At 26.2% G+C, this 26988-nt stretch carries 24 protein-coding genes; 6 read left to right on the forward strand and 18 right to left on the reverse strand.

The genetic code is table 11. The features are described 5' to 3' along the window. Positions 1-9: 9 nt before the first annotated feature. The 13 genes from AT682_RS05050 to AT682_RS05115 form a co-directional block, all read right to left on the reverse strand. The gene (locus AT682_RS05050) at positions 10-765 is read right to left on the reverse strand and encodes a hypothetical protein (RefSeq protein WP_052802512.1); all 756 of its coding nucleotides are present in this window, start codon (positions 763-765) and stop codon (positions 10-12) included. Further along, positions 755-2350, reverse strand: coding sequence for a hypothetical protein (locus AT682_RS05055; protein WP_058207868.1), 1596 nt, complete (start codon positions 2348-2350; stop codon positions 755-757). Before AT682_RS05055 ends, AT682_RS05050 begins: the two co-directional genes overlap by 11 nt. Before the next feature lie 436 nt (positions 2351-2786). Continuing rightward, entirely contained in the window at positions 2787-3200 is a 414-nt protein-coding gene (locus AT682_RS05060) for a hypothetical protein (protein WP_002883939.1), read from the reverse strand. Positions 3201-3262: 62 nt separating this feature from the next. Continuing rightward, positions 3263-3766, reverse strand: a complete 504-nt coding sequence (locus tag AT682_RS05065; RefSeq protein WP_016818324.1) for a hypothetical protein — start codon at positions 3764-3766, stop codon at positions 3263-3265. Continuing rightward, entirely contained in the window at positions 3767-3898 is a 132-nt protein-coding gene (locus tag AT682_RS09860; protein WP_016818323.1) for a hypothetical protein, read from the reverse strand. It lies immediately after the preceding gene. After that, positions 3885-4394, reverse strand: a complete 510-nt coding sequence (locus AT682_RS05070) for a hypothetical protein (protein WP_052854259.1) — start codon at positions 4392-4394, stop codon at positions 3885-3887. The genes AT682_RS09860 and AT682_RS05070 overlap by 14 nt, the downstream gene beginning before the upstream one ends. Continuing rightward, the gene (locus AT682_RS09865; protein WP_016818322.1) at positions 4395-4526 is read right to left on the reverse strand and encodes a hypothetical protein; all 132 of its coding nucleotides are present in this window, start codon (positions 4524-4526) and stop codon (positions 4395-4397) included. Then, complete coding sequence (locus tag AT682_RS05075; RefSeq protein WP_016818321.1) at positions 4513-5016, reverse strand: hypothetical protein; 504 nt, start codon at positions 5014-5016, stop codon at positions 4513-4515. Before AT682_RS05075 ends, AT682_RS09865 begins: the two co-directional genes overlap by 14 nt. Further along, the gene (locus AT682_RS05080) at positions 5017-6549 is read right to left on the reverse strand and encodes a DUF6402 family protein (RefSeq protein WP_016818320.1); all 1533 of its coding nucleotides are present in this window, start codon (positions 6547-6549) and stop codon (positions 5017-5019) included. 144 nt (positions 6550-6693) lie between these two features. Next, positions 6694-7011 carry a hypothetical protein gene (locus tag AT682_RS05085; RefSeq protein ID WP_016818319.1) on the reverse strand — a complete coding sequence of 106 codons (318 nt, stop codon included), beginning with the start codon at positions 7009-7011 and terminating at the stop codon, positions 6694-6696. Between the two features lie 7 nt (positions 7012-7018). Then, positions 7019-8542, reverse strand: coding sequence for an alpha/beta hydrolase family protein (locus tag AT682_RS09405; RefSeq protein WP_002883539.1), 1524 nt, complete (start codon positions 8540-8542; stop codon positions 7019-7021). Positions 8543-8798: 256 nt separating this feature from the next. Then, positions 8799-9248 carry a hypothetical protein gene (locus AT682_RS05100; RefSeq protein WP_002883537.1) on the reverse strand — a complete coding sequence of 150 codons (450 nt, stop codon included), beginning with the start codon at positions 9246-9248 and terminating at the stop codon, positions 8799-8801. Between the two features lie 851 nt (positions 9249-10099). Continuing rightward, the gene (locus AT682_RS05115; RefSeq protein ID WP_004307518.1) at positions 10100-10732 is read right to left on the reverse strand and encodes a lipase family protein; all 633 of its coding nucleotides are present in this window, start codon (positions 10730-10732) and stop codon (positions 10100-10102) included. A gap of 493 nt (positions 10733-11225) precedes the next feature. Between AT682_RS05115 and AT682_RS05120 the strand changes: the two genes are divergently transcribed. The 4 genes from AT682_RS05120 (at position 11226) to AT682_RS05135 (ending at position 17676) form a co-directional block, all read left to right on the forward strand. Continuing rightward, positions 11226-11807 carry a lysozyme gene (locus AT682_RS05120; protein WP_197634167.1) on the forward strand — a complete coding sequence of 194 codons (582 nt, stop codon included), beginning with the start codon at positions 11226-11228 and terminating at the stop codon, positions 11805-11807. A gap of 28 nt (positions 11808-11835) precedes the next feature. After that, positions 11836-12195, forward strand: coding sequence for a hypothetical protein (locus AT682_RS05125; RefSeq protein ID WP_002779560.1), 360 nt, complete (start codon positions 11836-11838; stop codon positions 12193-12195). Between the two features lie 267 nt (positions 12196-12462). Next, positions 12463-16377 carry a hypothetical protein gene (locus AT682_RS05130; protein ID WP_002883509.1) on the forward strand — a complete coding sequence of 1305 codons (3915 nt, stop codon included), beginning with the start codon at positions 12463-12465 and terminating at the stop codon, positions 16375-16377. Positions 16378-16395: 18 nt separating this feature from the next. Beyond that, positions 16396-17676, forward strand: coding sequence for a hypothetical protein (locus tag AT682_RS05135; protein ID WP_058207854.1), 1281 nt, complete (start codon positions 16396-16398; stop codon positions 17674-17676). Between the two features lie 3 nt (positions 17677-17679). Here AT682_RS05135 and AT682_RS05140 read toward each other — a convergent pair whose 3' ends face one another. Both AT682_RS05140 and tssM read right to left on the reverse strand, forming a co-directional pair. After that, on the reverse strand, positions 17680-18579 hold the full coding sequence (locus AT682_RS05140) for an FHA domain-containing protein (RefSeq protein WP_002882780.1): 900 nt from the start codon (positions 18577-18579) through the stop codon (positions 17680-17682). Further along, positions 18576-22103 (reverse strand): type VI secretion system membrane subunit TssM, encoded by a 3528-nt coding sequence (tssM, locus tag AT682_RS05145; protein ID WP_002882779.1) that lies wholly within the window; start codon positions 22101-22103, stop codon positions 18576-18578. Before tssM ends, AT682_RS05140 begins: the two co-directional genes overlap by 4 nt. Positions 22104-22220: 117 nt before the next feature. On the opposite strand from tssM, the gene AT682_RS05150 reads away from it, so the two are divergent. Beyond that, positions 22221-22736 carry an Hcp family type VI secretion system effector gene (locus tag AT682_RS05150; RefSeq protein WP_002779662.1) on the forward strand — a complete coding sequence of 172 codons (516 nt, stop codon included), beginning with the start codon at positions 22221-22223 and terminating at the stop codon, positions 22734-22736. A gap of 253 nt (positions 22737-22989) precedes the next feature. Here AT682_RS05150 and icmH read toward each other — a convergent pair whose 3' ends face one another. From icmH to tssJ, 3 genes are read right to left on the reverse strand one after another with little or no spacing between them, the layout of a single operon-like run. Then, positions 22990-23763, reverse strand: coding sequence for a type IVB secretion system protein IcmH/DotU (gene icmH / locus AT682_RS05155; RefSeq protein WP_002882778.1), 774 nt, complete (start codon positions 23761-23763; stop codon positions 22990-22992). After that, positions 23760-25157, reverse strand: a complete 1398-nt coding sequence (tssK, locus tag AT682_RS05160) for a type VI secretion system baseplate subunit TssK (protein WP_002779660.1) — start codon at positions 25155-25157, stop codon at positions 23760-23762. Before tssK ends, icmH begins: the two co-directional genes overlap by 4 nt. 9 nt (positions 25158-25166) lie before the next feature. Further along, entirely contained in the window at positions 25167-25613 is a 447-nt protein-coding gene (tssJ, locus tag AT682_RS05165) for a type VI secretion system lipoprotein TssJ (protein ID WP_002779659.1), read from the reverse strand. A 125-nt stretch (positions 25614-25738) separates the two neighbouring features. On the opposite strand from tssJ, the gene AT682_RS05170 reads away from it, so the two are divergent. Further along, entirely contained in the window at positions 25739-26986 is a 1248-nt protein-coding gene (locus tag AT682_RS05170) for a type VI secretion system domain-containing protein (protein ID WP_002882777.1), read from the forward strand. The last annotated feature ends 2 nt before the right edge of the window (positions 26987-26988 follow it).

Here is a 26988-nt window from a genome sequence, read left to right on the forward strand (position 1 = left end):
TATCATTTTTTATTTGCTAATATTTTTTGTCTCTCTATTAATCTCTCCTATCCACCTAAGCACATTACCCTTATCATCAATCTCAACTTCTAAATCTTTGTATTTGTTGTAAAATTTAGGAGCTAAGATTTCTTGGAAGTATTTTGTGCCTTTTGGGGTTGTTGCTATCCAGATATTGTATTGTGACCAATATTGTGGTGTATCCCAAGAAACATCATTTAAAATAAGACTATATCCACCCTCGTCTAATGTTTCAGGATCGTCCAAATCTCTAATAAATTTGTCTTGATAAAAGAAATTATCTCTAAAATATATCCAAGCTTGATATTTATCTTCTTTATAATAAGATAAGTTTGAGGGATAATCTATTTTATTTCTATCTTCATCACAATAAGATCCAAAATCTATATAACCTGCTAGAAAAAGTTGCCCCAAGACATTAATATATTCACTTATATAGGTAGGTTTGGGTGTATTTAAATAAAATGGACTGCTAATATTATCGATGCTGTAAGTATCTAATAAAATTAAATTATTACATTCCCATCTTGAGACACCCATGCTTTTTCCACAAATAAGCAAAATATAATATTCAAATAGTTCTAAAATACCGACCTTATCTTTTAAATGAGATGATATAATTAAAGTTGGATTAGCATAATCATTCTCTAAAAGCTGGGTTTTTTTCCATATATCAAAATCTATATCAGGAAAAAAAATAGCACACTTTTCGTTTTCATCCCATTTTATATACCTATATTTCATTTTTTATCCCATTTTCTATATGTATTGTTTTAAGATTTCCTCTTGGCTTATTGGAATTTATCTCTATGGTCTCACCCCCGCTTTTAGAAGTTTTCTTATATTGTATAATAGTTTGATCATCTAGTTTTCTCATATAAATCGGCTGTCCGTATTTTTTATCTACTTTATTTTCAAACTCTTCAGAATTTTTAGTTAACTTTTTCCATAATTTGTCTAATTCCTCTTTATTTTCAACTATTCTCCTGCGTTTATCTCGAACATTTTTTGGCAGTTTATCTACTATCTGCAACACTTCATCTTTAGTCAATGTTCTGGGTTTTAAATACTCAGTATCTTTAAAAAATTGCTTTATCCCTCTTAAAGCCGGAACAAATGTATAACTCACATCTTCCAAAGGTTTATCATTGAGTTCTAATTGACTAGGAAATACTATCTCAATAAACTCCCCACTGCCATCTTGTGTTTGTATTCTTATAACATTATCAGGGATAATTTCTTGAGTATTGTTTTCACTAACCCCATTTACCACCACAAATTTACAAACATAAAGCTCTTGTTTTCTATCTTCATCTTCTAAGATTTCATCTAGTCCTTGTGCGATTTGAAGTTTTAAATTTTGCATTTTTGCAGGAGCTAAAAAACTAAAATGATATTCATTTAATTCTTTATTATCTTCTAGGGAATTTTTGATGATTTTATCATACTCATGTAGCTGTGTAAAATACCCTACTCCTAAATCTTTATTTTCAAATTCCTTATAAGCACTTTTATAAACTTTAGCAATGTTTTTTGGGATAATAAAATAAAGTTTGATTAAATTAGTATCAAAGCTAAGATTTAATTCTTTAAATTCATAATCTTTACTAAAGTCTTGTTTGAATTGATTAAGAATATTTATATCCTCTATATCTTTTAAATCTTTTAAATCTATATTAAATTCATTTAAAGCCTTATTTTGTTCTTTTTTTTCATTATTGATTAAAAGATTATAGATAGGTAAATTATCTTTTTGAAATCTATCACTTTTATAATGAAGTCTTATTATAGGCTCTTTTAACTCTATTTGATTTTTACTTTGTTCTCCTAAGCCCTCTTTAGGATCAAAGCTGTGATCAAATTTAAACTTAGTAGGAGTAAAGCTTACTTTTAAAGCAAAGCCTTTATCTGTTTTACAAGCTGAGATGAGTTCTTGTAAGATTACATATTCATTATTGACTTTCTTTTGAGATAAGGATCCTTTTACATTAACAACTTTAGTACAAGGAACACTTACACCTGCTATAGTATTAGGACAAGCTACTATACTAGAGTTTAATAAATCACTTTCTAGCATTATAGGCACACCATCATCTTTAAAAGTTTTTCCTTTGTTTGATTTAAGTATGACTTTACCTCCATGGATACATTCTAGGTTTTGATTTTCTAAAAGAGCATGAAGTTTAGCTATAGCTTGTTTTTTATCTACTTGTGTGGTTTTTTGTTCTTTTAAAGTGTTTGAAATTAAGTCTTTATACTCTAAGCTTTGTTTGCTTAAACATTCTAATTTGATATTTAAAGAATTTTCTATAATAGAATAATTAAGCAAGCAAAGTTCATCATTTTTATAAAAGATGCTAAGTCTTCCTTTGCCACTGCTTTCATCTTTAGGAGAAAAATAATAACTAGGTGTATCTTGTTTTATAGTATTATCTTGATCTAATTCTCCAAAGTAAAAAGGATTATTAGGAAGTTCATTTGAGCCTGTAAGGAGGGTGGAGTTTAGGAAGATTTTTATATCTAAACTTTTAAAATCTATTTGATATTTTTCTTCTATGTCCTTTATATCCAAAACACTTCTATCTTTTGCAAAAATATCACAATGATTATCATAAATATGGATCAAATTTGACATAGAGATGAAAGAAGTATTGTTAGAATTATCTTGCAAATCTTGTAAATTTACTTTATCTAAGAATATGATTTTTATATTATTTGTCTTTAATACTATGGTATTGGTATTTTTATCATAAAATTGCTCTATGTTAAATACTTCGTTTAAAATTAACATCATTTTCCTTAGTATTAAAGCTTTGATTATTTAGATTATCTTGTAAGGAAATTTCTTTATTTAAATAGTCTTGGATATCTTTTATTTTTTCATTTCTTTTTTCTTTTAAAGTATTGATAGATTTATAAAGCCTTTTTCTAGCATCAAGATAGGTATCATTGAGCTTTTCTTTATCTAGGATGAAGATTTTTGTGAAAGTAGAATTATAGCCTAGATTGTTTATAGCGGTAGCTTGGGTGAAAAGCTCTTCTTGATTATAATTTATAGCTATGGAATTTTCACATTGATATAAGGCTTTTAAGTATGCTATGGATGAATTTTTATCTATTGTGTCTATTTCATCATTGTTTATAAAAGCAAGCCTTGTTATAAATAATTCTCTATCCATTTTTTTCTAAATATTTAAGATAAATGAATATTATATCAAATATATTAAATTTTTGATAGTCTTTAAAGATTTTCATATATCACATAAACACTTGAGATCAATATAGGAACATTACACACAAACCCTATAAACCAACTTAATTTTTTGCATTTTTCTCCTGTACTATGGCATTTAAATAAATAAGCCTGTAATAAACAAGGAAGTATAAAAAAAGTGATCGCTAAAAAGACAATGGTGATACCACTTAAAAATCCAAAATAATTATACGCTTTATACTCTTGTGGTGATAATTTTTCAATTTCTGGAGGACCAAGTAATACAAGCCCTCTAGAGGTTTCAAGATCATAAGTAAGATAAAATATGATAACAATAGCCATAAAAAAGATAATAAAAGATATTAAAAAATAAGATTTTACAAATTCTTTTATGTTAATTCTCATCCAATAATTTAAAATAGAAAAGGCAATAAGAATACTTAAAGTTATAAGATAAATTCTTACAGTAGCAAAACTAGCAATAAACAAAATCAAACCCCAGCCAATAGAAAGTGCAATACTATCTCCCATTTAAACTCCTGTATTATAAAGCACATTATAAGCTTTATTTTTAAAATCAAGCTTAGTGATAAAATCTTTACTATAAAGTCTAAAATCCAAACCATAAGGAGTGAATTTTTGATAGTCTTTAAAGATTTTCATATACCACATACACACTCGCAATTAATATAATAATATTACACACAAACCCTATAAACCAACTTAATTTTTTGTGTTTTTCTCCTGTGCTATAACATTTAAAAAAATAAGCTTGTAATAAACAAGGAAGTATAATAAATGTGATTGTAAAAAAAATAAAATTTATAAAGATTAAAAATTTAGAACACTTATATACTATATATTCTTGTGGTGATAATTCTTCAGCTTCTGGAGGACCGAGCATTACATATCCTCTATAAGTTTCAAGATCATAGCTAAGATAAAATATGATAATAATAGCTGTAAAAAAGATAATAAAATATATTGAAAAATAAGATTTTAAAAATTCTTTTATGTTAATTCTCATCCAATAATTTATAATAGAAAAGGCAATAAGAACGCTTAAGGCTGTAATATAAAGTATTGTATCAATAGCAACAAGCCTAAAAATAAATCCTACCAAACCCCAAAAAATAGAAAATGTAATATCTTCTCCCATTTAAACTCCTGTATTATAAAGCACATTATAAGCTTTATCTTTAAAATCAAGCTTAGTGATAAAATCTTTACTATAAAGTCTAAAATCCAAACCATAAGGAGTGAATTTTTGATAGTCTTTAAAGATTTTCATATACCACATACACACTCGCAATTAATAAAAAGATATTACACACAAACCCTATAAGCCAACTTAATTTTTTGCGTTTTTCTCCTGTGCTATAACATTTAAATAAATAAGCTTGTAATAAACAAGGAAATATGATAAATGTGATTACTAAAAAAAACATAGTTGCAAAGGTTAAAAATTTAAAATAATTACGCACTCTATATTCTTGCGGTGATAATTTTTCAATTTCTGGAGGATCAAGTAATACAAGCGATTTATAAAATTCAAGATCATAGCTAAGATAAAATATGATAACAATAGCCATAAAAAAGATAATAAAAGATATTAAAAAATAAGATTTTACAAATTCTTTTATGTTAATTTTAATCCAATAATTTAAAATAGAAAAGACAACAAGAACACTTAAAGTTGTAAGATAAAATTTTATATTAGTAAAAGCAAGAATAAATCCAAATAAACCCCAAAAAATAGAAAGTATAATATCTTCTCCCATTTAAACTCCTGTATTATAAAGCACATTATAAGCTTCATCTTTAAAATCAAGTTTAGTGATAAAATCTTTACTATAAAGTTTAAAGTCCAAACCATAAGGAGTGAATTTTTGATAGTCTTGATAATCTTGATTGTAAAGATAGTATTGTTTGGTTTTTGGAGATTGCAGAATTCTTTGAGGGCTTATTGAACAATCAATTTTATATCCATCTATTTCCCATTCAAGCCATTCTCTATAAGTTGCCATTTGATATAAAGAACCTTCTATGCTAAAAGTTTTCGTATTAAAATCCCAAGCTCCAACAGGTTGTCCTAGCTTGATAAAATTTCCCTTATCATCAAATTCATGTCCTTGATCTAAAAAATCAAAGCTATCATAAACATAAACAAGCATTTCATCAACGCGGTATGATACCTTTTCTCTATCTCCTTGAATTTCTTTTTTAATGCTTAATTTTGAAGGAACAAAATTAAAAGAAAATTTACCACTACAAGCATAAAGAGATAGATCTTGCATGAGTTCATCATAAGTTTGCTCTAAAGTCTCATATGTATTATAAGTAAGTCCAAATGGCGATGTCGCAAAAATAAATTTATCAAGTCTAGCATAAGAAAAATCTACCTTAAATTTCTCTGCAATATTTATACCTAAATTTTGCCAAATTTGTCTGAAAAACTCATCATCACCCACACCTATATATTGACAATTTAAAGTATCAAGCTCATAGGGCTTACAGTCTAAAATGCGTTTATAATCTTTTGAAATTTCATCATTTTCTTTAATGATGAAATAAGATTCTTCATTTTTATCGCTTCGATTTTCTTTTATATCGATCGCAAAATCAAATTTATATTCTCCTTGAGGCAAATTTTTTAATATCAAAATATTATGAGTTTTTTGTAAGATTATTTCTATTTGCTTTGTAAAATTTTGAGTGTATATGTCTTCTTTTGTATGAAATTTTTTACTTAGTCTTTTTATTATAGGAAAATGAGAATAAAACTTATCCCAATCTAGCGTAGTGTAAAATTTAATAGAACGCCTTTCTTCTCTTACTTCATTTGTTTTATTATCTACATGGTGCGAAAAACGCTCTGAATTTTGCCTTAGTCTTTTCATCTCTTGGGTTTGTGTGTTGTTTGGATAAGGGGTATAATGTAAAATAAGAGGTTCTATACCTTTACTTTGTAAGAAATTTTGTATTTCTTTTAGTCTTTGTTCTGCTTGGGGATTATTAGGCTTATTTTGTTTTACGGGGAGATGATAATTTTGTATTGTATCTATCTTAGGGCTATTTTGCCACAATACTTGAAGTTGATAGCTAATAGCCCAACCTAGTGTTGCTATTTCATTATTGCTTTTTTGATAGTATTTAAATTCATTATAACAACACTCTAATTCTGTAGGTAACACTGTTTCATCATATTGTAAAGTGCTAAAATTTATATTATTAATATAAATTTGGCTCTTTAAAGTTTCTTCATTAATATGTCCTACTGGAACAATGTTTTCCCAAAAAAGTTCTTCATCCATTATTTCATCCTATTGTTTTTATATTTTTTTAGAAATTCCTTAAGCATGTTCTCATTTAAATTTATAGAATACCTAGTCCAGCACATTCTAGCATATTTATAAAGTTTCATATATTTGGCTTGTTTTCATATATTATTTTATCCTTTATGATTTGCATTTGAATTCATTACTAGGAGAAAAATAATAACTAGGTGTATCTTGTTTTATAGTATTATCTTGATCTAATTCTCCAAAGTAAAAAGGATTATTAGGAAGTTCATTTGAGCCTGTAAGGAGAGTGGAGTTTAGGAAGATATAAGCTTGGTAGTTTTGAAGTTCTTCAAAAGTAAAATCTGTCGTTGCTTCTAATTTATAAAGTTCATCATAAATACTTTGACAATCAATTATGCTTTTATTTTCACAAAACAAATAAATACTTTTTTTATCTTTATGAATAGAATATAAAAAGTCTTTACCTATCATAATTTTCCTAAATAATACCTATTTTAGCTTTTCCATTAAAATATAAAGCTTGTGATATTTTACAAACTCCACCTAAATATTGCTCATCCCAAATTTGATCTTTTATTTTATAACTTTTTGAATTATATCCGTATATTTTTGTTATATTATTAATATTTTCAAGACATTTCATATCTTTATAAACCACAATAAAAATTCTAAATTCCCCAATGGCAATTTTATGAGCTAAGTTTTCTTGATTATTAATAAAGGAACAATCTTTTCTGTATTTATTAAAATCATTTTTATCAAGAATTAAAATATATTTTTCTTTTTCTTGCGCCTTTAAAATAAAATCTATGATTTTTGTTTGACTAATGGTAGGAGCTTTATAGCTTGCATAATAATTATCTCCAAGCTCTTCTAAAATACCATTTGTTTCTTGCATTATAGTGGCTATTAATGAAAGAGAATACTCAAAGTGGTTAATCTTTTCTGGATGGTTTTTATTGAACCCAAAAGAGCTATTTTTATTAGTAGTATTATTTTTTAACACAAAAGTTTCTGTATATATTTGAATATTTTTCATAAAATGATTAAGATACTCTATACACTCACTAAAACTTTTATCTTTGACTTTGTTATGGTTAGCATCTAATTCTAAAAGATAGGAGTAGAAGTAAAGAGTTTGAGTTAGGGGGATTATGGAGTGAGAATCTTTACCCGTATAGATAGGCAGTCTATTGTGTGAGCCATATTGAGCAGAAGCGATGATATTTATACCACCGCTGTCATAGACACAATATACTTTTTGAGGATTTAAGACTTGCTCCATAATATTTTTATCTAATAATGCTGCCAAAGCCCGCATTAGCATATTATCAATCTCATCAATAGCAGGAGAATTAAAAGTATAGACTTGCGATGCCATAAATTTGATTGCATTAAATTGTGTATTTAAGCTCCTATCAATAGTATCGCAAAATTGCATTGCTATAACTGCTAAATATCCGCCTAAAGAATGCCCTATAAAAATAATATTATTTGAATCTACTTTGTTTAAAATAGGTGCTATGTCTAATAAAAATTGCTTTAAAGCATTAAGTTGAAAATCGCCCTTACCAAAGGTAAGCCCTATATCCGCCAAAGTATCCATACTCCAAAGTCCCTCTGTCCCCCTAAACCCTACTACAAACTTATCTTTTTCTTTATCATAAAACAAAGTAGCACTAAAGCCAGAAGCCGTATTTGGTTGGTGGAATTTAATCTCATATTTTTTAGCAAAGTTTTTAGCTTGAATCTCCCCAAATTCTCCATTAAGTGTCGGATATAGTGCAATGGAATCATCATAAATAAAATAATCTTTATATTTTTTAGATAAGGTCTTTGTATATTCTAAATTTTCTATATTGTCTTTATCTTTAGGGAATCTATTTTGCCCTATTTTATAACTATCCATTTCTCGCTCATCGTTATTGATATACATAAAGTTAAAATAACTTGCTTGGGCCAACTCGGCATAGTCTCTTAGATTGTTGATTAATTCTTTCATTTAGTCTCCTAAAGTTAATTTAGCACCAAAAACAGAGCAAATGCCAAAGGGTAATATAAAAACAATATTAAAAAATTCCTTAAATATTTTTTAATTCTTGTTATTCCAAAAAGCCATAGATTGGCTATCATTAGTGGAAAGACTATCCAACCAAGCATTATAAAAAACTCCTCAACCCTATTTGGATTATGTCCAACAATAGGAGATATAAACCAACCTACAACACATAATATAATCCAACAAATATAAAGTATTTTTAGAATCCGCATTCTGTTTCCCTAAACCACACCACGAAACCATCTTTGTGTGTATCATAGAACAAAGCAGCAGAAAAGCCACTTGTAGTGTTAGGCTGATGAAATTGAACCTCATATCTTTGAATGAAATTTTTAGTCTGTAATTCTCCAAATTCTCCGTTTAGTTTATCAAAATTTGTCTTTTCATCAAAGAAATTTAACATTTTTGATTGCCAAGCATCATCTTGTCTTAAATCAATCAATACTTTTTTATCTTTATGTTTTTGACTGACAACATGTTCTAAATTTACCTTTATTTCTCTATAGCCTCTAAGAGAATTTTCTTCTTGAATTTTTTCTTGATTAAAATCTAACTCAAATATATTTCTAGTATTTAAAAAATCAAAATAAAAATAACTAGCCCATGCAAGTTCTGCATAATCTTTTAAATTATTGATTTGAGTTTTCATTTTTATTTCTTTTAATTAAATAAATTATTGCAAATATTATAATATGTATCACAATAATAATTAAGCACAGCTCAAAATTACTATTATTTCTATTAATCAATAGTAGCAACAAATAGCAACAAATGTATTTTTTGTTTTTCTTGCTTTTTTATAAATCAAATAATAAAAATAAGGCAATAATGGAAAAAGATAAAGTATAACAAGAAAAAAGAACATTTTAGTAAAAGTTGCATCATATCCCATATAATAACCTAAAATAGCCCCAAATCCCCAAATTATAATCCAAATAATATATAGATTTTTTAGTATTATCACACTACTTCCCTTTTTTGTTGAAATTTAAATTATTATTAAAAAATCAAAAAAACCAATCTATACAAGTTTAGCATAATTTTTGAGATTGTTAATTTTAAAAAATAAAAAGATACAAAAAATGTATAAAAAAATACAAAATAATAAAGAAAAATAATAAGAAAGTTCTTTTCTAAATTTAATAGATATTATTAAAAATAATATTGTATAAATACCTAATGTTATTACATAATTAAAAAATCCTCCCGAGATAAAGAAAAATAAAGAAAAATATTTTTGGATTTAATAGTTTCTTGTAGTGTTAAATATGATATGTAAGGTAACAATGGATAAGAATATATAAAAAATGCAATCTTTAACATATCACCAAAAAATTCTATATCACTAAAATAAGCATATAAAGAACTAAACAAAAAAATAATTCCCCAAAATACCCCCCCCCAAGCAATGTATATTTTTTTCAATAGACCCATTTATTTTCCTTTTTAATATTTTTAATAAAATTATTCTACTTTTTTAAAAATTAAAATATAACTACACTAGGAACCATTCCAACCATAAACACTAGGGGCATTAAAAGTATAAACTTCATTAGGGCTAAAAGATAATTTGTCTTTATATTTAATATCGCAATATATCAAAGCCATTTGAGCTAAATACCCACCCAATGAATGTCCTACAAATATAATTCTTTTGTGTTTGTTTTTGATTATTTTATTTACTTGTTCTAAAAATTCTAAAAGAAAAGAAGATTGGATATTGCCATTGAGGGATAGAGTTATGTCTTGAGCTATGTCTTGAACCAAGTCAATAAAATTATCAGTTTCCGTCCCTCTAAATCCCGCTATAAATTTATCTTTTTGTTTATCATAAAACAAAGTAGCAGAAAAGCTTGACTCTGTATTTGGTTGATGGATTAATAAATCATAGCGAGAAAAGAATTGTTTAGCTTGGAGTGGGGAGAAGTCGCCATCGAGTTTGCCGATTTTAAATCCTCTTTCATCAATAATTTTAGAGTTTTTATAGGTAATATCTAAAACATTTTCAAAGGTAACAATTTTATCTTCATCTTTTATATCAAATTTATTATCAGCATAATGAAAATATCCATAACTTGCCTGTGCAAGTTCTGCCATGTCCCTTAGTTTATTGATTTGTTGTTTATTATCCATATAATTCTCCTAATAAGCTTCTGCAATCTATTTCACCGTCAAGCTTTAATCTAAAATCCATATTACCCTCATTACCATAAATATTTGGTGCATAGTTTTTCCATATTGGTCTAAAATATATTTTATTAATATTTTTAAAAGTTAATGTTTTGTTATTTGGATTCTTATAATAAATATATATACCTAAATCTATTCTATTACTATAACCTATTTTTGCATAACCATTTTTTCCTATACTACCATCTAAACTCTTATCAAAAATAAGCTAAGATTCTATTATATTTTTCCTCACTTTTTGGATAATTATTTAATTTACATAACCTTCTAAATTCCCAATAGCTAGGATATAAAAAGGGGTATAAAATAATATAATTAAAATTATTGGTGATAATAGCACTAAAATCTTTTTATATTTTTCATTCTATCACCTTGACTAGATGAAATCTTAGAAGATGAAGATAGAAAACAAGAGCTTTATGTTGGTAAATTTGTGGTGGTAAATGGGGTTAGTGAAAACAAAATAAAAGAAAATAAAGATGTAAATATAAATAATGGCACAAAATACACAAACACTACAAAAAGCAATAATATAAGTTCTAGTGAAAACAATACTCAAGAAAAAATCACTCATCTAAGCAATGATGGTCAAAATCTTTTAAAAAATATAGAGAAGCTAAGACTCAAACCTTATAATGATCAAAATGGAAAAGAAATTACTTCATATGTTAAAGGTGCAACTATCGGATATGGACATCTTATAGGGCAAAATGAATGGGATTTGTATAAAAATGGTATTACTTTACAAGAAGCGGATAAATTGTTTAAAAGCGATTTGTTACCCTTTGAAAATGCTGTAAAAAATTCAATAAACTCTTCCTTGGCACAGAATGAATTTGATGCCTTGGTTATATTATGTTTTAATATAGGGATTGATAATTTTAAAAACTCTTTTGTTGCTAAAATCATCAATGCAGAGAAAACGGGTTACAAAACATTAAAGGAAGCTTGGATGGCATGGAACAAAAGTCAAAATAAAGTAATGCAGGGACTAATTAATAGGAGAAATGCTGAATAAAGCTTTACACTCAAGGAGGTTATGAAAAATGGTAATTTTTAAAAATATATTATTGTTTTTATTTTTTAGTACTTATTTGTTAGCACAAGAGGATTTTACTCCACTAGAGCAATGTACCTATGAAAATGAAAAGTTTTGGATAAAAATTTTAAATCTATGTCCAGAGGGTAATATAACTTGTGATAAGGTTGTATATGTGGGTGTCAATAAAAATAATGGAAAATATATTGTCTTAAACGGTAAGTCTATTAGTGATGTAAATATGAATTTTAAAGGATATGTTTTTAAAAATGGTATTTATGAATACAATATTTTTAATAATTTTTTATATATTTCTAAAAACAAGCAGATTATACAAGAATATCGTCTGAAATTATGTGAAAAATAGACGCAACAAAGGCAGCAAGCAACAACAAATACCTAGAATATGTAAAAAGTTAAAAGATACAATAAGAATTACAAGAAGTTTTTAAAGTTATAAAAATCCTAATTAATGAAATCTTAGCTCCTAAATTTTACAACAAATACAAAGATTTAGAAGTTGAGATTGATGATAAGGGTAATGTGCTTAGGTGGATAGGAGAGATTAATAGAGAGACAAAAAATATTAGCAAATAAAAAATGATATAATAATGCTTTATATAAGGAATCTTTTATGTTTATAAGTTCTAAAACAGAGTTAATTCAAACTATTAAAAATTTAACAATCAACAATAAAGAAGTTAAACAGATTGATTTTATTTATCCTAATTTTTCTATTCTACACGCTATATTAAAAAATATTGATTTTCATCAAAGAAAAATGCTATCTAAAAATCAAATATTGACTATGGAAATACTAGAAATTTTAAAACAAACTTGCGATAATCACAATAATATAGAAATAAATATCCATACCCTTAATGAGCTTGATGCTGGACAAAATGTAAATTTAAAAGATTTATCAAGCAGTGAAATTTGCACTAAAGTTTATTTAGAAGACTTAGAAGAAGAAATTCAAGACAAGAAACAAGGTAAAGATTTTAATCTTTTTTATCATACAGATAAAAATAATCTTTGTATCGAATTTATCAATACTTTAAAAGAACTAGCCAAAGATTCTGAAGATATAACAACCTTAGACGAGTTAATCGAAAACATTGATCCTGATGATATAAGCAGTGAGAAATTTGATGATTTTAAGAAAAAAGTTTTAGAAAAGATTGGAAATGTCATAGAATCGGATTTTTTCAAAAATAGCATAAGTCCCACTTTAAAAAATACTTATGAAAAATTTATCAATGAGTTGTTAGAACACATTAAAAAACTTGCCGAAGAAAAAGAATATGAAAAAATTAAAATCATACTAAGTGCTATAGCGGGTGTTGCAATAGCCACAGTGGTAGCTGTTCTTACAGGTGGGGCAGGATTAGCTATTTTGGCTGCTGGTTTATTTTCTTTAATGGGTTCTGCAAGCGAGTATTATGAATTTGCTCAAAGAGATTATGGCACACTTTTAACGCCTTTAGCCGCATTTTTAGCCACTAGATGTGCTATGTTTATTCATTATATTAATTCTCGCTTGTTATCTTGTGTTTTAATTATTGATAAAAAAGAAATTATTGATTTAAGTGGTTTTGGATTATATCTTGGAAGTGATGAAAGCAATATCGCTTCGAATTTGGCTTATAAAATCACTTTAAGCGAAGAAATAAAAAGCATTGAAAATATTTTTAGTGAAATCTTTTTAAACTCAGAACAAAAAGACAAGGGGTATAAAAATACACCCAATGATTCAAAATCGAGCAATTTACCCGCTTTCATTTCAACGCAAAAATTATCTAATTTGTATTTAAAAAACAATGCTATTTTAAAGAATTTGCAAGAAGATATTAAACAATTTATTTATTTTTCCTATATAGAAAGTCCAAATTTTAACTCAAGTAAACTAGCTGAATTTTTCGCACAAAAAAATCAAAATGCACAAATAGATTTAAATACAACTAAAATGAGTAAAAATTATTTGATTATTTCAAATATCCCCAATAAATACAATGCAGGACTTAGTGAAAGTTTAACTCAAGAAATCGCCAATTATAATATACAAGATAAATACAGAAGAATTAAAAAAAATATTGATACTTCAAAAAAAACTTATGACAGCACAAGAGATTATAGCGAATATAGCATAGAAATGCCACAAGATGAAAATGAACCTTATATTTTACAATTAAGCCCTTTTGTGAAAATATCCAAAGAAGCTTATGAGAATAGTAAAAAAGCTTATGAAGATATGCAAAAGGTTTATAAATATTTAACAAATTTTGTTGCTACACCGCAGAAGCTACCAGAATTCGCAAAAACAGCTAAAGAAAAATTAGCAATATCAGAAAATGAGCCAATGATAGAAATAGTAAAAAAGACGGAAAATTTACGACATTGCGAACGAATAAACATTTTAGCTTATATTGACTACAATAAAAAAATAAATGATAAAAAATGGCTTCCTTATTTTTATATCAAAAAATTCTTTAAACAAAACGAAGCCAAAGAATCCATCATAGAAAAAGAAAAGAAGATAGCTCATCAATATTTAACTTTTTTGAAAAAAGAGTTTTTTGAAAAATCGGATAAATCTTCATTTGGGAACTATTCTTTAATGGAATGTTTATTCATTTCATTTGTCTTGTATCAAGCTAAGCTTATTTTTCCAAATATCAATTTGGATTTGAAAAAATATGGAGGCAGTAATTTTGTATATATAAAATACTTAGAGGAAACTTATGTTTTATGGACAGATGAATGTCCAATATATGTAAATAATGAGCCAACAAATATTACAGCATATGAAGTTGTATCGCAATTATTACAAATACTTGACAAAAAAGATTATTCTTTTGTGGAAAATGATAGTTCGATAACTATAGATGATTTTTTTAATGAATTATCAAAAGATTTAGATACAACAAATACATTAGATAAAAAAATAATCAAATTAAAGCAAATGTATCATTTAGATGAACAAAAATGCATTAAAGAATTTATGAATTTAGACGAAGAAACGCAACGAGCTTTTGTTGCATGGATGGATATAGAGAAACAAATATCAGATTTATCAAAGCTTTTGGAACAGATGTATGGAAAAGAATATTTAAATAAGGCAAAAGAACAAAAAACAAGTGAAATATTTACTTATGCAATGTTAAAAATTTTATTAAGTGCTAGTCCTTTTATCAGCTTTACAGCTCAAATGTTGTGGGATTTTAATTTTTTAAAAACAATAGAATATGTTATTCAAGCTTGTATTAAAATAAACAAAGAAGGATTTAAAGAATTTTTTAAAGAACAGCTTGGTATTTTTGCACCTCCAAAAAAGAATAGTATATATCATATACACATAAAATCTAATTTAATAATAAAAGCACGCTTGCAACAAATAGAAAAAGAATTAATTCATACTAAAATCCAAATGATTTTAGCACAAGAGATAAAATCCAATTTAATAATACAAAAAAATACATCCGGTTTAAATCTATTTATCACAAAGATAAAAGAATACTTTAATGAAAAACAAATTAAGATTTATTGGAGTGATAAATATATGAAGCAATTATTTATATACTCTAATCAAGAAAGCAATATATCTAAAATTGCTCTTATGCATAGCATAGATATACAAACTCAAAAATATACTATTTATACTTATGCTAAGCTAAATAAACTTGACCTTGCTTCTATTGTGACTGGAGAATTTGTGGGTATTTTTTTAAATTATCTCTTTCCAACAAATTTTAAAGCCCTACAAGAACAATATGAAAGCATTGTTTATCAGCTTTACACCTTTAAAGATGATTCTCCTTTAGCGGTTATAAGAGATCATTTTATAACTTATCCTTTTGCAATCAATTCGAAATTCATTAGCTTTGATTTAAAGAAAATTTTTTATGGCATAGATCTTTGCACAGGAGTTTTTGACACTCATTTTTCCTTTCATTATGAAATAGATCAAAAGCTTGAAGAAAATAAAGAATTTCTTTTAAAAAGACTTTTATCTTATTTGATTATTGATGAGAAAAGATCCGCTTTAAGGATAACAAAAGATGAAAATGAAACTATACAAGAAAGAGATGATTATACTTTTTTTAATCAAAGTTTAAATAGTATAGAACTCATTAAATCTGAAATTTATATCCTAAAAAATACTGCATTAGAAAAGTATTATAAAGAAGTTAATGATGAAATCAATTTAACAGCCATTCAAGCTTACAATGAAGCTTTACAAATTTTACAAGATTTTGCTAATGGAATTTACAATACAAGTAAAGATAAAACAGGAAGATATATAGAAGATAAAAATAAAACCAGAAGATTACTAGAAAAACTCAATATCATAGGACAAAACAATCTTAAGGCTATGTATATGGGGATAAATGAAAATAAAGAAAGCTTGAAAGCTATAGGCAAAAGAGAAAATAACACTAGCAAAGCAAGTGCAAATGCTGATATCACATCAGAAACAAAAACTCCGCCTAATTTCATAGGCAGACTAGCCACTACTATAATCATAGAAGATGGTTTATATATGGGATAAATTACGAAAGGATAAATAATGAGTGAGACTTATAAAATTTATACACCTAATGGAATAGCTGTAAAAGTAGATAAAGAAACAAACAAAATATATTTTGTAGAAAGTTTAGATTCACATCCACCAGCAAAGGGCAATTATACCGAAGAATATTCCAAAGCTTTGTTTGAAGCACACAACATTAAACGAAACTCCCCCTACAAAGACTATAAACCCCAATACCTAGATCCTAACTTTTATACAGGGCAAAGTTCTACTTTACTTGAATTTAAAGAATGGCAAAGTATTTATTTAAAAGATCCTATAAAAGGAGCTATAGCTCCTTGGACTAAAGCAGAAAAAGCTTATTATAAATCTTTAAAAACTAAAAGAGAAAGATATAAATATTTAGCAATAAGAAGTGGATTAAGATCTGTGGTTATAGATATACCCTATGATGCTTATGCTAATGTAGATGAAAAAGGAAATTTAATCAATGAAGAATACGCTTATATTTACGATGAAGTAAGTTCTCATCGTGGAACATTAAAATCTTATTCTTTCTTTAATGAATGGGAATTGTCTGCTTTACTTTTGGGAAATATTAAAGCTAGTCCTACAGCTGCCGTAGGATTTAAAGCAAGACAACAACAAGCATTGTTCTTACAAGCTCAACTTGGAGATAAAAATGCTTTTAAAAGTTTAGGTTTAGCAGTATTGTGTTCTAATTCTTTTCTTACAGGGCAACATTGGAATAAGCTTAGAGCAAAAATGATTTACGATTTACACGATTATCATTATGAGAGTTTATTAGATGAATTTGGTATGATACCTTTTTTAGATGAGATTATAGGAGTAGATTGGGTGATTGATTTAAATCGATATAAATTTGCTCTTGATGAAGAAGGTAGAATCATTTGGGCTTTATATGATGATATTGAAAAAGGTAAATTAAAAGATCCAAGAGATGTGGATTCTACTTCTGAAAGCAGGAAAGAATTTGATCATTATATGGATGGATATGTAAATGGAATGGAAACTAGATTTGATGCTGATATTCCAAATGATTGGGGTGATCGACAAGCCACTTTATTCAAAGATACTCTAGTATTAAGCGCCAAACTAGCAGCCTTAACTCCTCCTCAAGGCTATCCTAATGCTCCAAGATACTATAGCCCTGAAAGACTAGAAATTATTTATAAAAGACATAAGCTTGATAAACTTCTTGACCCAAGAATTCCTGCTATTTATAGATATAATTTTCCAGAGGATTTAAGAGTTAAGATACTAGCTTATGCTAAAGAGCATAATATCAAAGAGTAAAAATCACTCAAAATCTTTAATATACTTTTCCAATGCTTTGATGGTAAGATTTTCAAAAAGAATCTTATCTTCTTTGATATTGTTTTGTATGGCAGCTTCAATATATTTAATAAACATATTTTCTTCCATTTCTTCAAATATTGGAGTATATAATTCTTTTGCGATTAGGCTAAGGGCTAAAATATTGATCAATCTTGTGGATTTGATTAAGGGTATATTATTAATAATACTTTCAAAATCTTTGATACTAATAGAAGAATAATCTTTATTTAATTTAGAGCTTTGTTGTTTTGTTTTAATATCTTTTAAATTTTTTACCAAACTTTTTAAAACATTTTCATATTCTAATGAATTTGGATTTTTTTGAATTATTTCTTTTAAAAAGCTATCATCTGCCTTTTCTTCTTCAATAAATTTATAATCATTATTTTCTAAAATCTCTTTTAACTCTTTGTTTTTGTCAAAATTTATACTTGTTTTTCCTCTAGGTTTAATTTCAATTTCATCAAAATGATTGCGTTTTTCAATATCTTCTAAGTATTTTTTATTTTCTTTAATGCTTGCTTCAATGCTTTTTGCATCTACAAATCTAAATTCTAAATTACCGATTTTAAAAATATCGCCTATGCTGATTATTATTTCATAGCCACTTGGCATTCTAGAAAAGGACTTATTATAATAAATGTCAGAATCTTCAAAAGCTGCAATTGTAAAAGATCCTTCTTCATAAGATACTATGGCATGGGTATTTTTGATTTGTTCTAGTTTATCTTGAATACGAAAAGTGCAATCATCACCGCTTCCTATAGTTCCACCCTTTGTGTTAAATACAAATGTTTTAGAACCACTAATACATTCGTCATAATTCTCAATAGCAATTCCTATCTCTTCTTTTTCTATCATTGTTTATTTACCCCTGTAATATTTTCTACTATTTTAAGATTATTTAAAATATAAACTATATTATTTAATTCACTAGCACCGTTAATAATTTCAAAGTCAAAATATAAGTTTTTATTATTGTTAAATATAATGCTGTATATAGAATTACTTTTATTATCTTTTATAAACTTATACCATGCCCATTCTCCTTTATATGATTTTGTATAATTTAAATTAGGATTAGAGTAGTTATAGGCTGTAAAATTTAAACTTGTTCCATTATTGAATTTTTCTGCTACAATTTGTAGGGTTTGATTAAGAGTATGATCGTATTGGATATTTTTATTATCATAGCCAAGCTTTATAAAGGAAAAATCCGCACTTAAATCAAGGCTTTGAATAGTAAAATTAACTTTTATATTATCATTACCATTTAGTATGAGACTAGAGAGATTGCCTGCATTGGTGATAAAATCTAAAAATTCTTTAGAGAAATTTAATTTTGAAGCAAATTGAGAATTGATAGAATAGTTATTTTTTCTTTTTACTAAAACATTGTTCAAGTATTTTTTATAAAAACTATTTAATGTCCCATTTCTTCCAAAAAATGTTTTAAAACTATCCATACTAAGATCTGCTACACTCTCATCATTAAAAGGATAATATGGTGCAATATCATTAACAAATGGATTATACACTTCATTAATCCAAGCAGTATTAAATAAAGAAATACCATGATTTTCTATAAAATTCCACGAATAATTAGAAAGCTGACCATAATATCTCTCTAAATCATTAGGTAATTTTTTTATGTTCATTTGAAATACAGCAAAAGGATCATTGGCATCTTTATTGCCTCCAAGAGCATATGAAATTTTTTCTTCAGCACTTTGGTTATTATTAGAACTAAAATCTATAATTTTATTGGACATATTTGTAATATTTGTATTAAGAATATCTAATATTTTTTCATCATCAGTGCCTTTGCCCACTTCTATATTACCAACACTCAAAAGTGTATTTTTGTTTACTAGCTTATGATATTGTGTGAAAGCATTGCTTACCCCAATAAAATTTGATCTAATTTCCCCAGCATTTAATCCTAAATTGTAGGCTTGAGTTAGTAAAACTGCATCATTTAAATTTGTATTAGAACTAACAATTTTTAACAAAGAATATAAAGGGTTTTCTTTTTTTGATAAGATATTAAGCTCATTAAGTATTGCCTCTTTGGTATTATACCTAACAGGTTGCAATGAAGCGAGTAGATTTTGCCAAGCATTTTGGTATTCACTTAAGTATAATTTTAAAATACCCATAGTCAAAGTGTTTTTATTTTCTTTAAAATTGTTATCTAGCATCCAAGATTCAATATTGATTGCGGTGTCAACTTGTTGATTTAAATCATTTAAAAAGTCCATCATACCAACTTTTGTATATATTTTATCTATAGAAGTTATTTGAGAATTATTTGAAAATACACTATTTGCAGCAAAACCTAAATCCTCTTTTATAAGATATTTTTCTTTAGGTTTATCGCTATTTAAAAAATTAAGAAGAATGTAAATTCTTTGAGTTCTACTTATACTCTCAAGTTTTCTTTTTCCTGTATGTATACTGTTTTCATCTTCTGTAAAAGATTTAAGATTAAATTGTTTAAGCTCATCCACCCCTTCTAGAAAGTCATCTTTAGAGATTGAATACTTACTTAAAGTATTCCAATTCTCGTTAATCCAAATTTTTAGTATCTCTTTATTAAAATATTTTTGTTCAAACAAAGATCTATACATATATAATGTTTTGATTAAATTTTCTTTATTTGTATCGGTAAGTAAAGTATATTCCATTTCTTTTAATAAAGTATTTTTTAACACATCTTCATTCAGTTTGTAATAAAGTTGTTTAGCTTCTTTAAATCCTTTGTATGAGAGATTTAGATTTAAATATTGAAATATATTATTATCTTGCCAAAGTTCAGGATAAGTATTTAAAATATTTCTCAATTCAATTAAGAAGTCAGCTTTTTGTTTAATATTTAAATTTTGATAATCTTGATCTTTAAGAAGCAATTGTAAAGATCTTAAGGTGTTTTGGCTTTTTTCGAATTCTTTATTGTTTTTACTTATAAAATAAGAAGATATAGCATATGTTCCAAAGCTTATGATTAAAATTATAATTAAAAAAGATAATTTTTTAGAATAAGATTTCATAGTGCTTAAAGAATAATCTGTAAAAATTAAATCTTCGAGCAGTGATTTAACAAAATAGCTTTGTTTATTATGTATAATATTGGATTTTGATAATACTTTTTTGCAGTTATATTTCTCACATATGGCATCGAGTAAGAAATTTCTAGGAATATTTTCTTGATAGGCACTAACAAAATAAACTCCTCTAAGATAAGAATTATTTTTAAGCTTATTTTCTTCTTGCACTTCCAAAATAAAAGTCTTTGCTAATGCAAATAAATTATCAAGTTGTTTTAAAAATAAGTAGCTTTTATTTTTATTTTCTATATTATAAATATGGGAGTTTTTACTCATCAAGGAACATAATAATGAATCACTTAATTCTTTAAATTCATTATTTAAAAATTCTTCACTTAAGATTTTATCAAAAGATAATCCTAAAATTTTATCTGAAATTTTTTTATCGAAAATATCAAAATACTCTTTCATGCCTTCGATCAAGTCGAGTTTTGAAAAAACTATATAAATAGGCAGTTTTAAATTTAAAGTTTTTTCACATTCATTTACTCTTTTTGTTAGATATCTAATAAGATTTTTGGAATACTCCTTAGGATTATTTAAGAAAATTATAGTGTCAACAACTAAAATAATTCCATTTAGTTTGCTATGAAAAAAATTTTTATTGAGAAAAGTAAGGAATTTTTTCCATATATTTTTTTTAATTAAAAAATCTCTATTTTTATCTATATCATCTTCGGGTATTTCATCGCTACTTGTAGGCTTAAAAAATTCTTCTTGTGAAAAATAGTTTCCTTCTGTATCTAACAAAGCACCTTTTTTTGATACATAAAGTGCAAAATTTCTAGTAGACTTATGGAATTTTTTATAAGACTCTAAACTATCACTAAGTGGGTATTCGATGTCAGAATAATTAATAAAAGTGCTTTTTCCAGATCCTTCATTTCCTATGATGATAATTAAGGGTAAATTTTTTGTTTTTAAATCATTCTTCCATGTTTCTTTGGCATCTTTAAGAGATAAAAAGAAGTTTCTTTTAGATTTGTAAATGAACTCATCAGCTTCTTTTTTTAGGACTTTAAATTTTAATCTTTTTTCACTTTTTAAAGAAGATATAAAATTTATAATAGGCTTTAATAAAAAAAACAAAAAAACAATAAGCCAAATTATCAAAATAATACTAAATCTTAAAAATGAACTACTAAAAATATATATGTCATTAAAAGCTACCAAAGAACCCCAAAACCAAAATAAAATACTCAAAAGAAAAATACAACAAAGCAAAAAAGCAGTTATAAATAATCTTGATTTCACAAAATCAAATATTTTTTTAAACATCATTATTCCTTAGTAAAGTAAAAACAAATTAATATGCAAATATTTTGCAAAAATTTAATAGATTAAGATTAAAATGATACAATTTTGAATGTTAAAAAAAATTAAAGGAGTTTTTTTATGGCTGAACCAGCGTTTATAAAAATTGAAGGTTCCACACAAGGTTTGATTTCAAGCGGTGCATCTACTGAAGCGAGTATTGGCAATAGATATAAATCGGGTCATGAAGATGAAATCATGGCTCAAGAGGTATCTCATATTGTAACCGTACCTGTTGATCAGCAAAGTGGACAACCTTCTGGACAAAGAGTTCATAAGCCTTTTTCTTTTACTTGCTCATTAAATAAATCTGTGCCTTTGCTATATAATGCACTTACCAAAGGAGAAAGACTTCCAACAGTCGAAGTTCATTGGTTTAGAACCGCAACAAGTGGCGGATCTGAACATTTTTTTACTACAAAATTGGAAGATGCAATTATTACAAATATTGAATTAATAATGCCAAATGCACAAGAGTCAAGTAATCATGATAAAACCGAGCTTTTAAAAGTTTCAATGAGCTATAGAAAAGTAGTTTGGGAACATACTGCTGCTGGAACTAGCGGAAGTGATGATTGGAGAGAGGGCAAAGCTTAATTATAATTTATCTTAAATAATCCTGACTAAAATACATAATTATAGTTGGGATTGTATCGTGAATTATATCCATGGCATAATTATGATACGACCTTATACTTATTTGTACTAATAATTTGCATAATTAAAGCTTGTTTTTATATTATTTTTATCCTTTTATAGGTTTTGCATTTGATTTTTATTCTAGCAGTAAAACAATTTTTATTTAATTTTACTCATAACAAATAAATTGATATTTAAAAATTTAGTATATTTATTCTATATGTGTTAAATTTTTTATCAATACAGATATATTATTATCCACTTTAAGATTATTGGTTTCTAAATTGAAAATTGCATAGCTTAATACTCCTAATATAATCAATACTGGCACAACGATAATAAGTTTTTTAAAATACAATCTTATAAATTTTTGCCAAATATTTTCTTTCAAACCAGTTTTATATGCTTTATTAAAAGCTAACTCTTCTTCTATCTTATAAACCGGTTTTAAAGATGTGGCAATATTATTGCAAAAATGAATTATTTTTTCATCTCTATCCTTAGTCTCATTATATTTTCCTTTATAACCAAGAATCAAACAAGCATAGATAAATTCCAAAAAATCTTTAAACTTAAAAGGGTTATTAATCCAAGATGATGCAATATCATAAAAATTATTTCCACCTAAAGTTTCATCAAATAACCTTACAGTTAGAGTATTGTGAGCCCAAAAATTAATAAAAAGTTCATTTTTCATTAAGCTTTCATCTATAAAGACACAAAGACAATATTTGAATTTAATAATTTCTTTTTCATCATATTCTTTACATATACTTAATTTAGCGGTTATATCTAAAATTTTATTGATCAATGTTTCTCTAAGTTGATTAATATTACTTGTATCCATAGAGCTTATTTTTGAAAGTCTATAAGAAAGCAAAAGCAACTCCAAAGAATAATCAATAATTTTATTGTTTTTTAAACCATCAAAATCTGAATCAAGAAGTAAGCTTAATGCCTTTTTTTCTTCATTTATTTCTTTCATTGAAATACCGCCCACATTATAATATCAGGGTTTTTTATATTGTTGGTCAAGTACATACTAATGATACTTTCATTTTTAAAATCTTTAAACAGTTGATCTCTTTTATCTAATTTATAATAAACATAACCATTTAAATAAGGAATGCTAGATGGAACATTAGGTACTTGATCTACATTTAAGCCCTCAAGCTGAGTTGCGACTATATTTTTAATTTTACTTTGAGTATGTATCTTGCTTTGAATTTTAAAATTATTAAGTAGATATTCTGTAGTAACATCTGCACGAATTGCGAAATAAATTTCACTTTCTTCTAAAATTCCCGAATTATCAAAAATAAAATCATAAAAACCATTGCCGTTAATACTGGTCTTAGCTATAAAATATTTAGGGCTTGTGATTTTAGAAAATAACAATCTTAGATTATTCATCATATTTAAAAAAGTATTATAAAGATTATCGTGTTTATAAGGAATAAAATCTAAAAAAGATTCTTCGTTGCTAAAAGCTGCAAGCTCTCCTTGAAATTCTAAAAATTTTTCGTATAAAAATTCAGGATGTATTTTATCTTTTTTTGATAGATGTGAAAATATTAAATACCATTTTTTTAAAAGATTAAGGGATAAAAAAGTGCTAAAATCCAATGTATTTTTTGTTTGATCGATTCCTTTAAAAACATTAGATAGAACTTTTTTATGTTGATTGATTGAAAAAATAATTTCTTCCAAAAAGGATCTTATGGTAGATATTTTGCTGATATTTAAGCAAGTGGGTATAAAATCACTTTCTAATTCAATTTTTTTATTGATATCAATATTTTTAATTTTTGCAATTGGTAATTCAAGTTCATCAGGAGTTGAATTACCTAAAATGCCAAGTTTTAATCTTAAACTAGCAAGAAGTAAATCTTTTTTCTCTTGTGTAAAAGTCAGATTTTCAAGTTCGTACTCATCTTCAATTTTGTCCATTACATTAGATTTTGAATCATCATAATTTCTTAAAGCAATACTATTTCTAAGACATATAAACTTTGAATTTGGAAAAGTATTTCTTAAAGATAAATCAGCAATATCAGTAACTCCGATAGGAATTTTTAATACCACAACTGAATCAATTAAAGATTCATAATTGATTTCAATAGGCTCAGGCAACAAATCTTGCTCAGGTGCATTAAAAATGCTTCCATCTTGTGCGATACCTGAAATTTTAGAAAGTGCAATTTTTCCTTGCAATAACATCTCTTGAGAAAATTCCAAGTCTATTATTCCATATAAATTACTATATATATTTATAGTTTTAAGATCTATATTTCTATTAAAAAATCTTTCTTGCTGCTCAAAATGGGTTTGTCCAATATTAAGTCCATCAAACCAAGCAACTTTTAATTTATTTGCCATATATTATTCCTATTTAATTCTTTTGATACCTTCTTTGGATATTTCAAATTTTAAATACTTATTCTTCCCAAACCCATTTGCATCTTCGGTCTTTGCCCATATTTTTGTTGTTTTTTTTGTATTATTTGCAAATAATACAAGAATGCCTACATAAGGAACCTCTTCTTCATCTACTTTAACCGCGATAATATTGTCTTTAGGTGCAATTTGCGTTTTAATAGAATCAAGTTTATCCTTGCCTAGTACCCCCTCTTCTCTAGTAGCCAAATCTATATCACTTGCTTCTTCAAATTTTTTAATATCCTTAAGTTGATATACAATAGCCGTAACAGGAACATCATCATGTCTATTATTAAGATTGGAATTCTCTACATTATTTATCTTAACGCTAACAACACTTGAGCAAGCGCAAAAGAATAATGGCAATAAAAAAAATAAGCTTTTTTTACAAAACATGAAACTAAAGTATCCTTTCTATCTTAGAATATATAATTTATGATTAATTGAGTAATTTTTTTAAAAAATTAACATAATATTTTTTAAAATTTAATTATAATGAGGCAAATTTTTGGAGGAATTAAATGTATTTTTGTGATCAATTGAAAAATAATTTAGATGAACTACAAGAATTTCAGTTGCTTGAAGATGAGATGTCAAAATATAAGACTTTAAACCATGAAAATATTTCTTGGGATAAAGTTTATCAATATTCTCAGTTTATATTATTAAATCATTCTTTAGATTTTAAAATTTGCAACTATTTTCTTTTATCGTGTTTTAACTTAAACAATGAAGAATGCTTTGAAAAGCTTTTGCTTCTTTTTCAACATTTAAAAAAACTTATAGATGAAAATAATGCTTATATATTAGCTCAAAAGCGAAAAATTCAAATTTTTATTCAAAATTTTATTCAAGAATACAATAAAACAAAAGTGCGTATATCATCTGAGATTGTTAATCAATTTATTACTTTATTTTCCGAATTTGAAGATTTACTATCTTGCAATTTTGCAAAAATTGAAATTGCTCAAGTTGCACCACAACTTCCAAAACCTCCTGTAACTCAAGTCTCTGTAAACATTAGAAGCGATAATATTAACTCTTTAAACGAGAGAGAATATAAAAATTTTTATCAAAAACTTGCATTTGAGCTTTTGGAAGAGGATGAAAATAATCTCAATATCTACGCTTTATTCACCCAAGCAATGTGGGGAAAAATCAGGTGTTTGCCTGAATGTAATAATGAAAAAATTACTAAAATAAGAAAACCTGATGCAGATATAATTCGCATATTACTTTCTGATAAAGAAAATGACATAGAACATATTAAATGTTTTATGCATGAACTTATTTTAAATCCTTTTTGGATAGAGGGTGTGCAACTCTTTTGTGATTTTTTAGAAAAAAAGAAAAAAAATAAACAATTAGACATTCTTATAATATTAACAAGTGATTTTATTTCTAAATTTGATACTATTGAACTTCTCCGTTTTCAAAATGGTGATTTTATCTGCAAAGAAGAAGTTTATAAATATTTTGTTAAATCCAAAGAAAATAAAAAAAGTTTTTTTTCAAGTAAAAAAACTGACAAAGAACATACACTACAAGATTTTGAGCAAATGCTGATGAATATTGATAAAGAAAATTTTAATAATTCTATTATGAATAATATTAATTCCTTGCTAGATATGGTAAAAATTTTTGAGTCAAAAGGAATGAAAAAGAACTCTAAAATTTTAAATATATACTTAGTAGAGTTAATGGAGAAAACTCTACTAAAAGATTATCTAGCCGAAGAATACGAAAACGCAAAAAGTAAAATTAAGTGATA

The organism is Campylobacter jejuni (assembly GCF_001457695.1).
In the GTDB taxonomy this organism is placed as follows: Bacteria; Campylobacterota; Campylobacteria; order Campylobacterales; family Campylobacteraceae; genus Campylobacter_D; species Campylobacter_D jejuni.

Bases quoted from the DNA above. Each gene is read 5' to 3' on its own strand.
- AT682_RS05065 (WP_016818324.1), bottom strand. From the start codon at position 3,766: ATGGGAGATAGTATTGCACTTTCTATTGGCTGGGGTTTGATTTTGTTT.
- AT682_RS05100 (WP_002883537.1), bottom strand. From the start codon at position 9,248: ATGAAAACTCAAATCAATAATTTAAAAGATTATGCAGAACTTGCATGG.
- AT682_RS05135 (WP_058207854.1), top strand. From the start codon at position 16,396: ATGAGTGAGACTTATAAAATTTATACACCTAATGGAATAGCTGTAAAA.
- AT682_RS05060 (WP_002883939.1), bottom strand. From the start codon at position 3,200: ATGGATAGAGAATTATTTATAACAAGGCTTGCTTTTATAAACAATGAT.
- AT682_RS05075 (WP_016818321.1), bottom strand. From the start codon at position 5,016: ATGGGAGAAGATATTATACTTTCTATTTTTTGGGGTTTATTTGGATTT.
- AT682_RS05150 (WP_002779662.1), top strand. From the start codon at position 22,221: ATGGCTGAACCAGCGTTTATAAAAATTGAAGGTTCCACACAAGGTTTG.
- tssK (WP_002779660.1), bottom strand. From the start codon at position 25,157: ATGGCAAATAAATTAAAAGTTGCTTGGTTTGATGGACTTAATATTGGA.
- icmH (WP_002882778.1), bottom strand. From the start codon at position 23,763: ATGAAAGAAATAAATGAAGAAAAAAAGGCATTAAGCTTACTTCTTGAT.
- AT682_RS05130 (WP_002883509.1), top strand. From the start codon at position 12,463: ATGTTTATAAGTTCTAAAACAGAGTTAATTCAAACTATTAAAAATTTA.
- AT682_RS09405 (WP_002883539.1), bottom strand. From the start codon at position 8,542: ATGAAAGAATTAATCAACAATCTAAGAGACTATGCCGAGTTGGCCCAA.
- AT682_RS05140 (WP_002882780.1), bottom strand. From the start codon at position 18,579: ATGATAGAAAAAGAAGAGATAGGAATTGCTATTGAGAATTATGACGAA.
- AT682_RS05070 (WP_052854259.1), bottom strand. From the start codon at position 4,394: ATGGGAGAAGATATTACATTTTCTATTTTTTGGGGTTTGGTAGGATTT.
- tssM (WP_002882779.1), bottom strand. From the start codon at position 22,103: ATGTTTAAAAAAATATTTGATTTTGTGAAATCAAGATTATTTATAACT.
- AT682_RS05050 (WP_052802512.1), bottom strand. From the start codon at position 765: ATGAAATATAGGTATATAAAATGGGATGAAAACGAAAAGTGTGCTATT.
- AT682_RS05085 (WP_016818319.1), bottom strand. From the start codon at position 7,011: ATGATAGGTAAAGACTTTTTATATTCTATTCATAAAGATAAAAAAAGT.
- AT682_RS05115 (WP_004307518.1), bottom strand. From the start codon at position 10,732: ATGGATAATAAACAACAAATCAATAAACTAAGGGACATGGCAGAACTT.
- AT682_RS09865 (WP_016818322.1), bottom strand. From the start codon at position 4,526: ATGAAAATCTTTAAAGACTATCAAAAATTCACTCCTTATGGTTTGGAT.
- AT682_RS09860 (WP_016818323.1), bottom strand. From the start codon at position 3,898: ATGAAAATCTTTAAAGACTATCAAAAATTCACTCCTTATGGTTTGGAT.
- AT682_RS05080 (WP_016818320.1), bottom strand. From the start codon at position 6,549: ATGGATGAAGAACTTTTTTGGGAAAACATTGTTCCAGTAGGACATATT.
- tssJ (WP_002779659.1), bottom strand. From the start codon at position 25,613: ATGTTTTGTAAAAAAAGCTTATTTTTTTTATTGCCATTATTCTTTTGC.
- AT682_RS05125 (WP_002779560.1), top strand. From the start codon at position 11,836: ATGGTAATTTTTAAAAATATATTATTGTTTTTATTTTTTAGTACTTAT.
- AT682_RS05170 (WP_002882777.1), top strand. From the start codon at position 25,739: ATGTATTTTTGTGATCAATTGAAAAATAATTTAGATGAACTACAAGAA.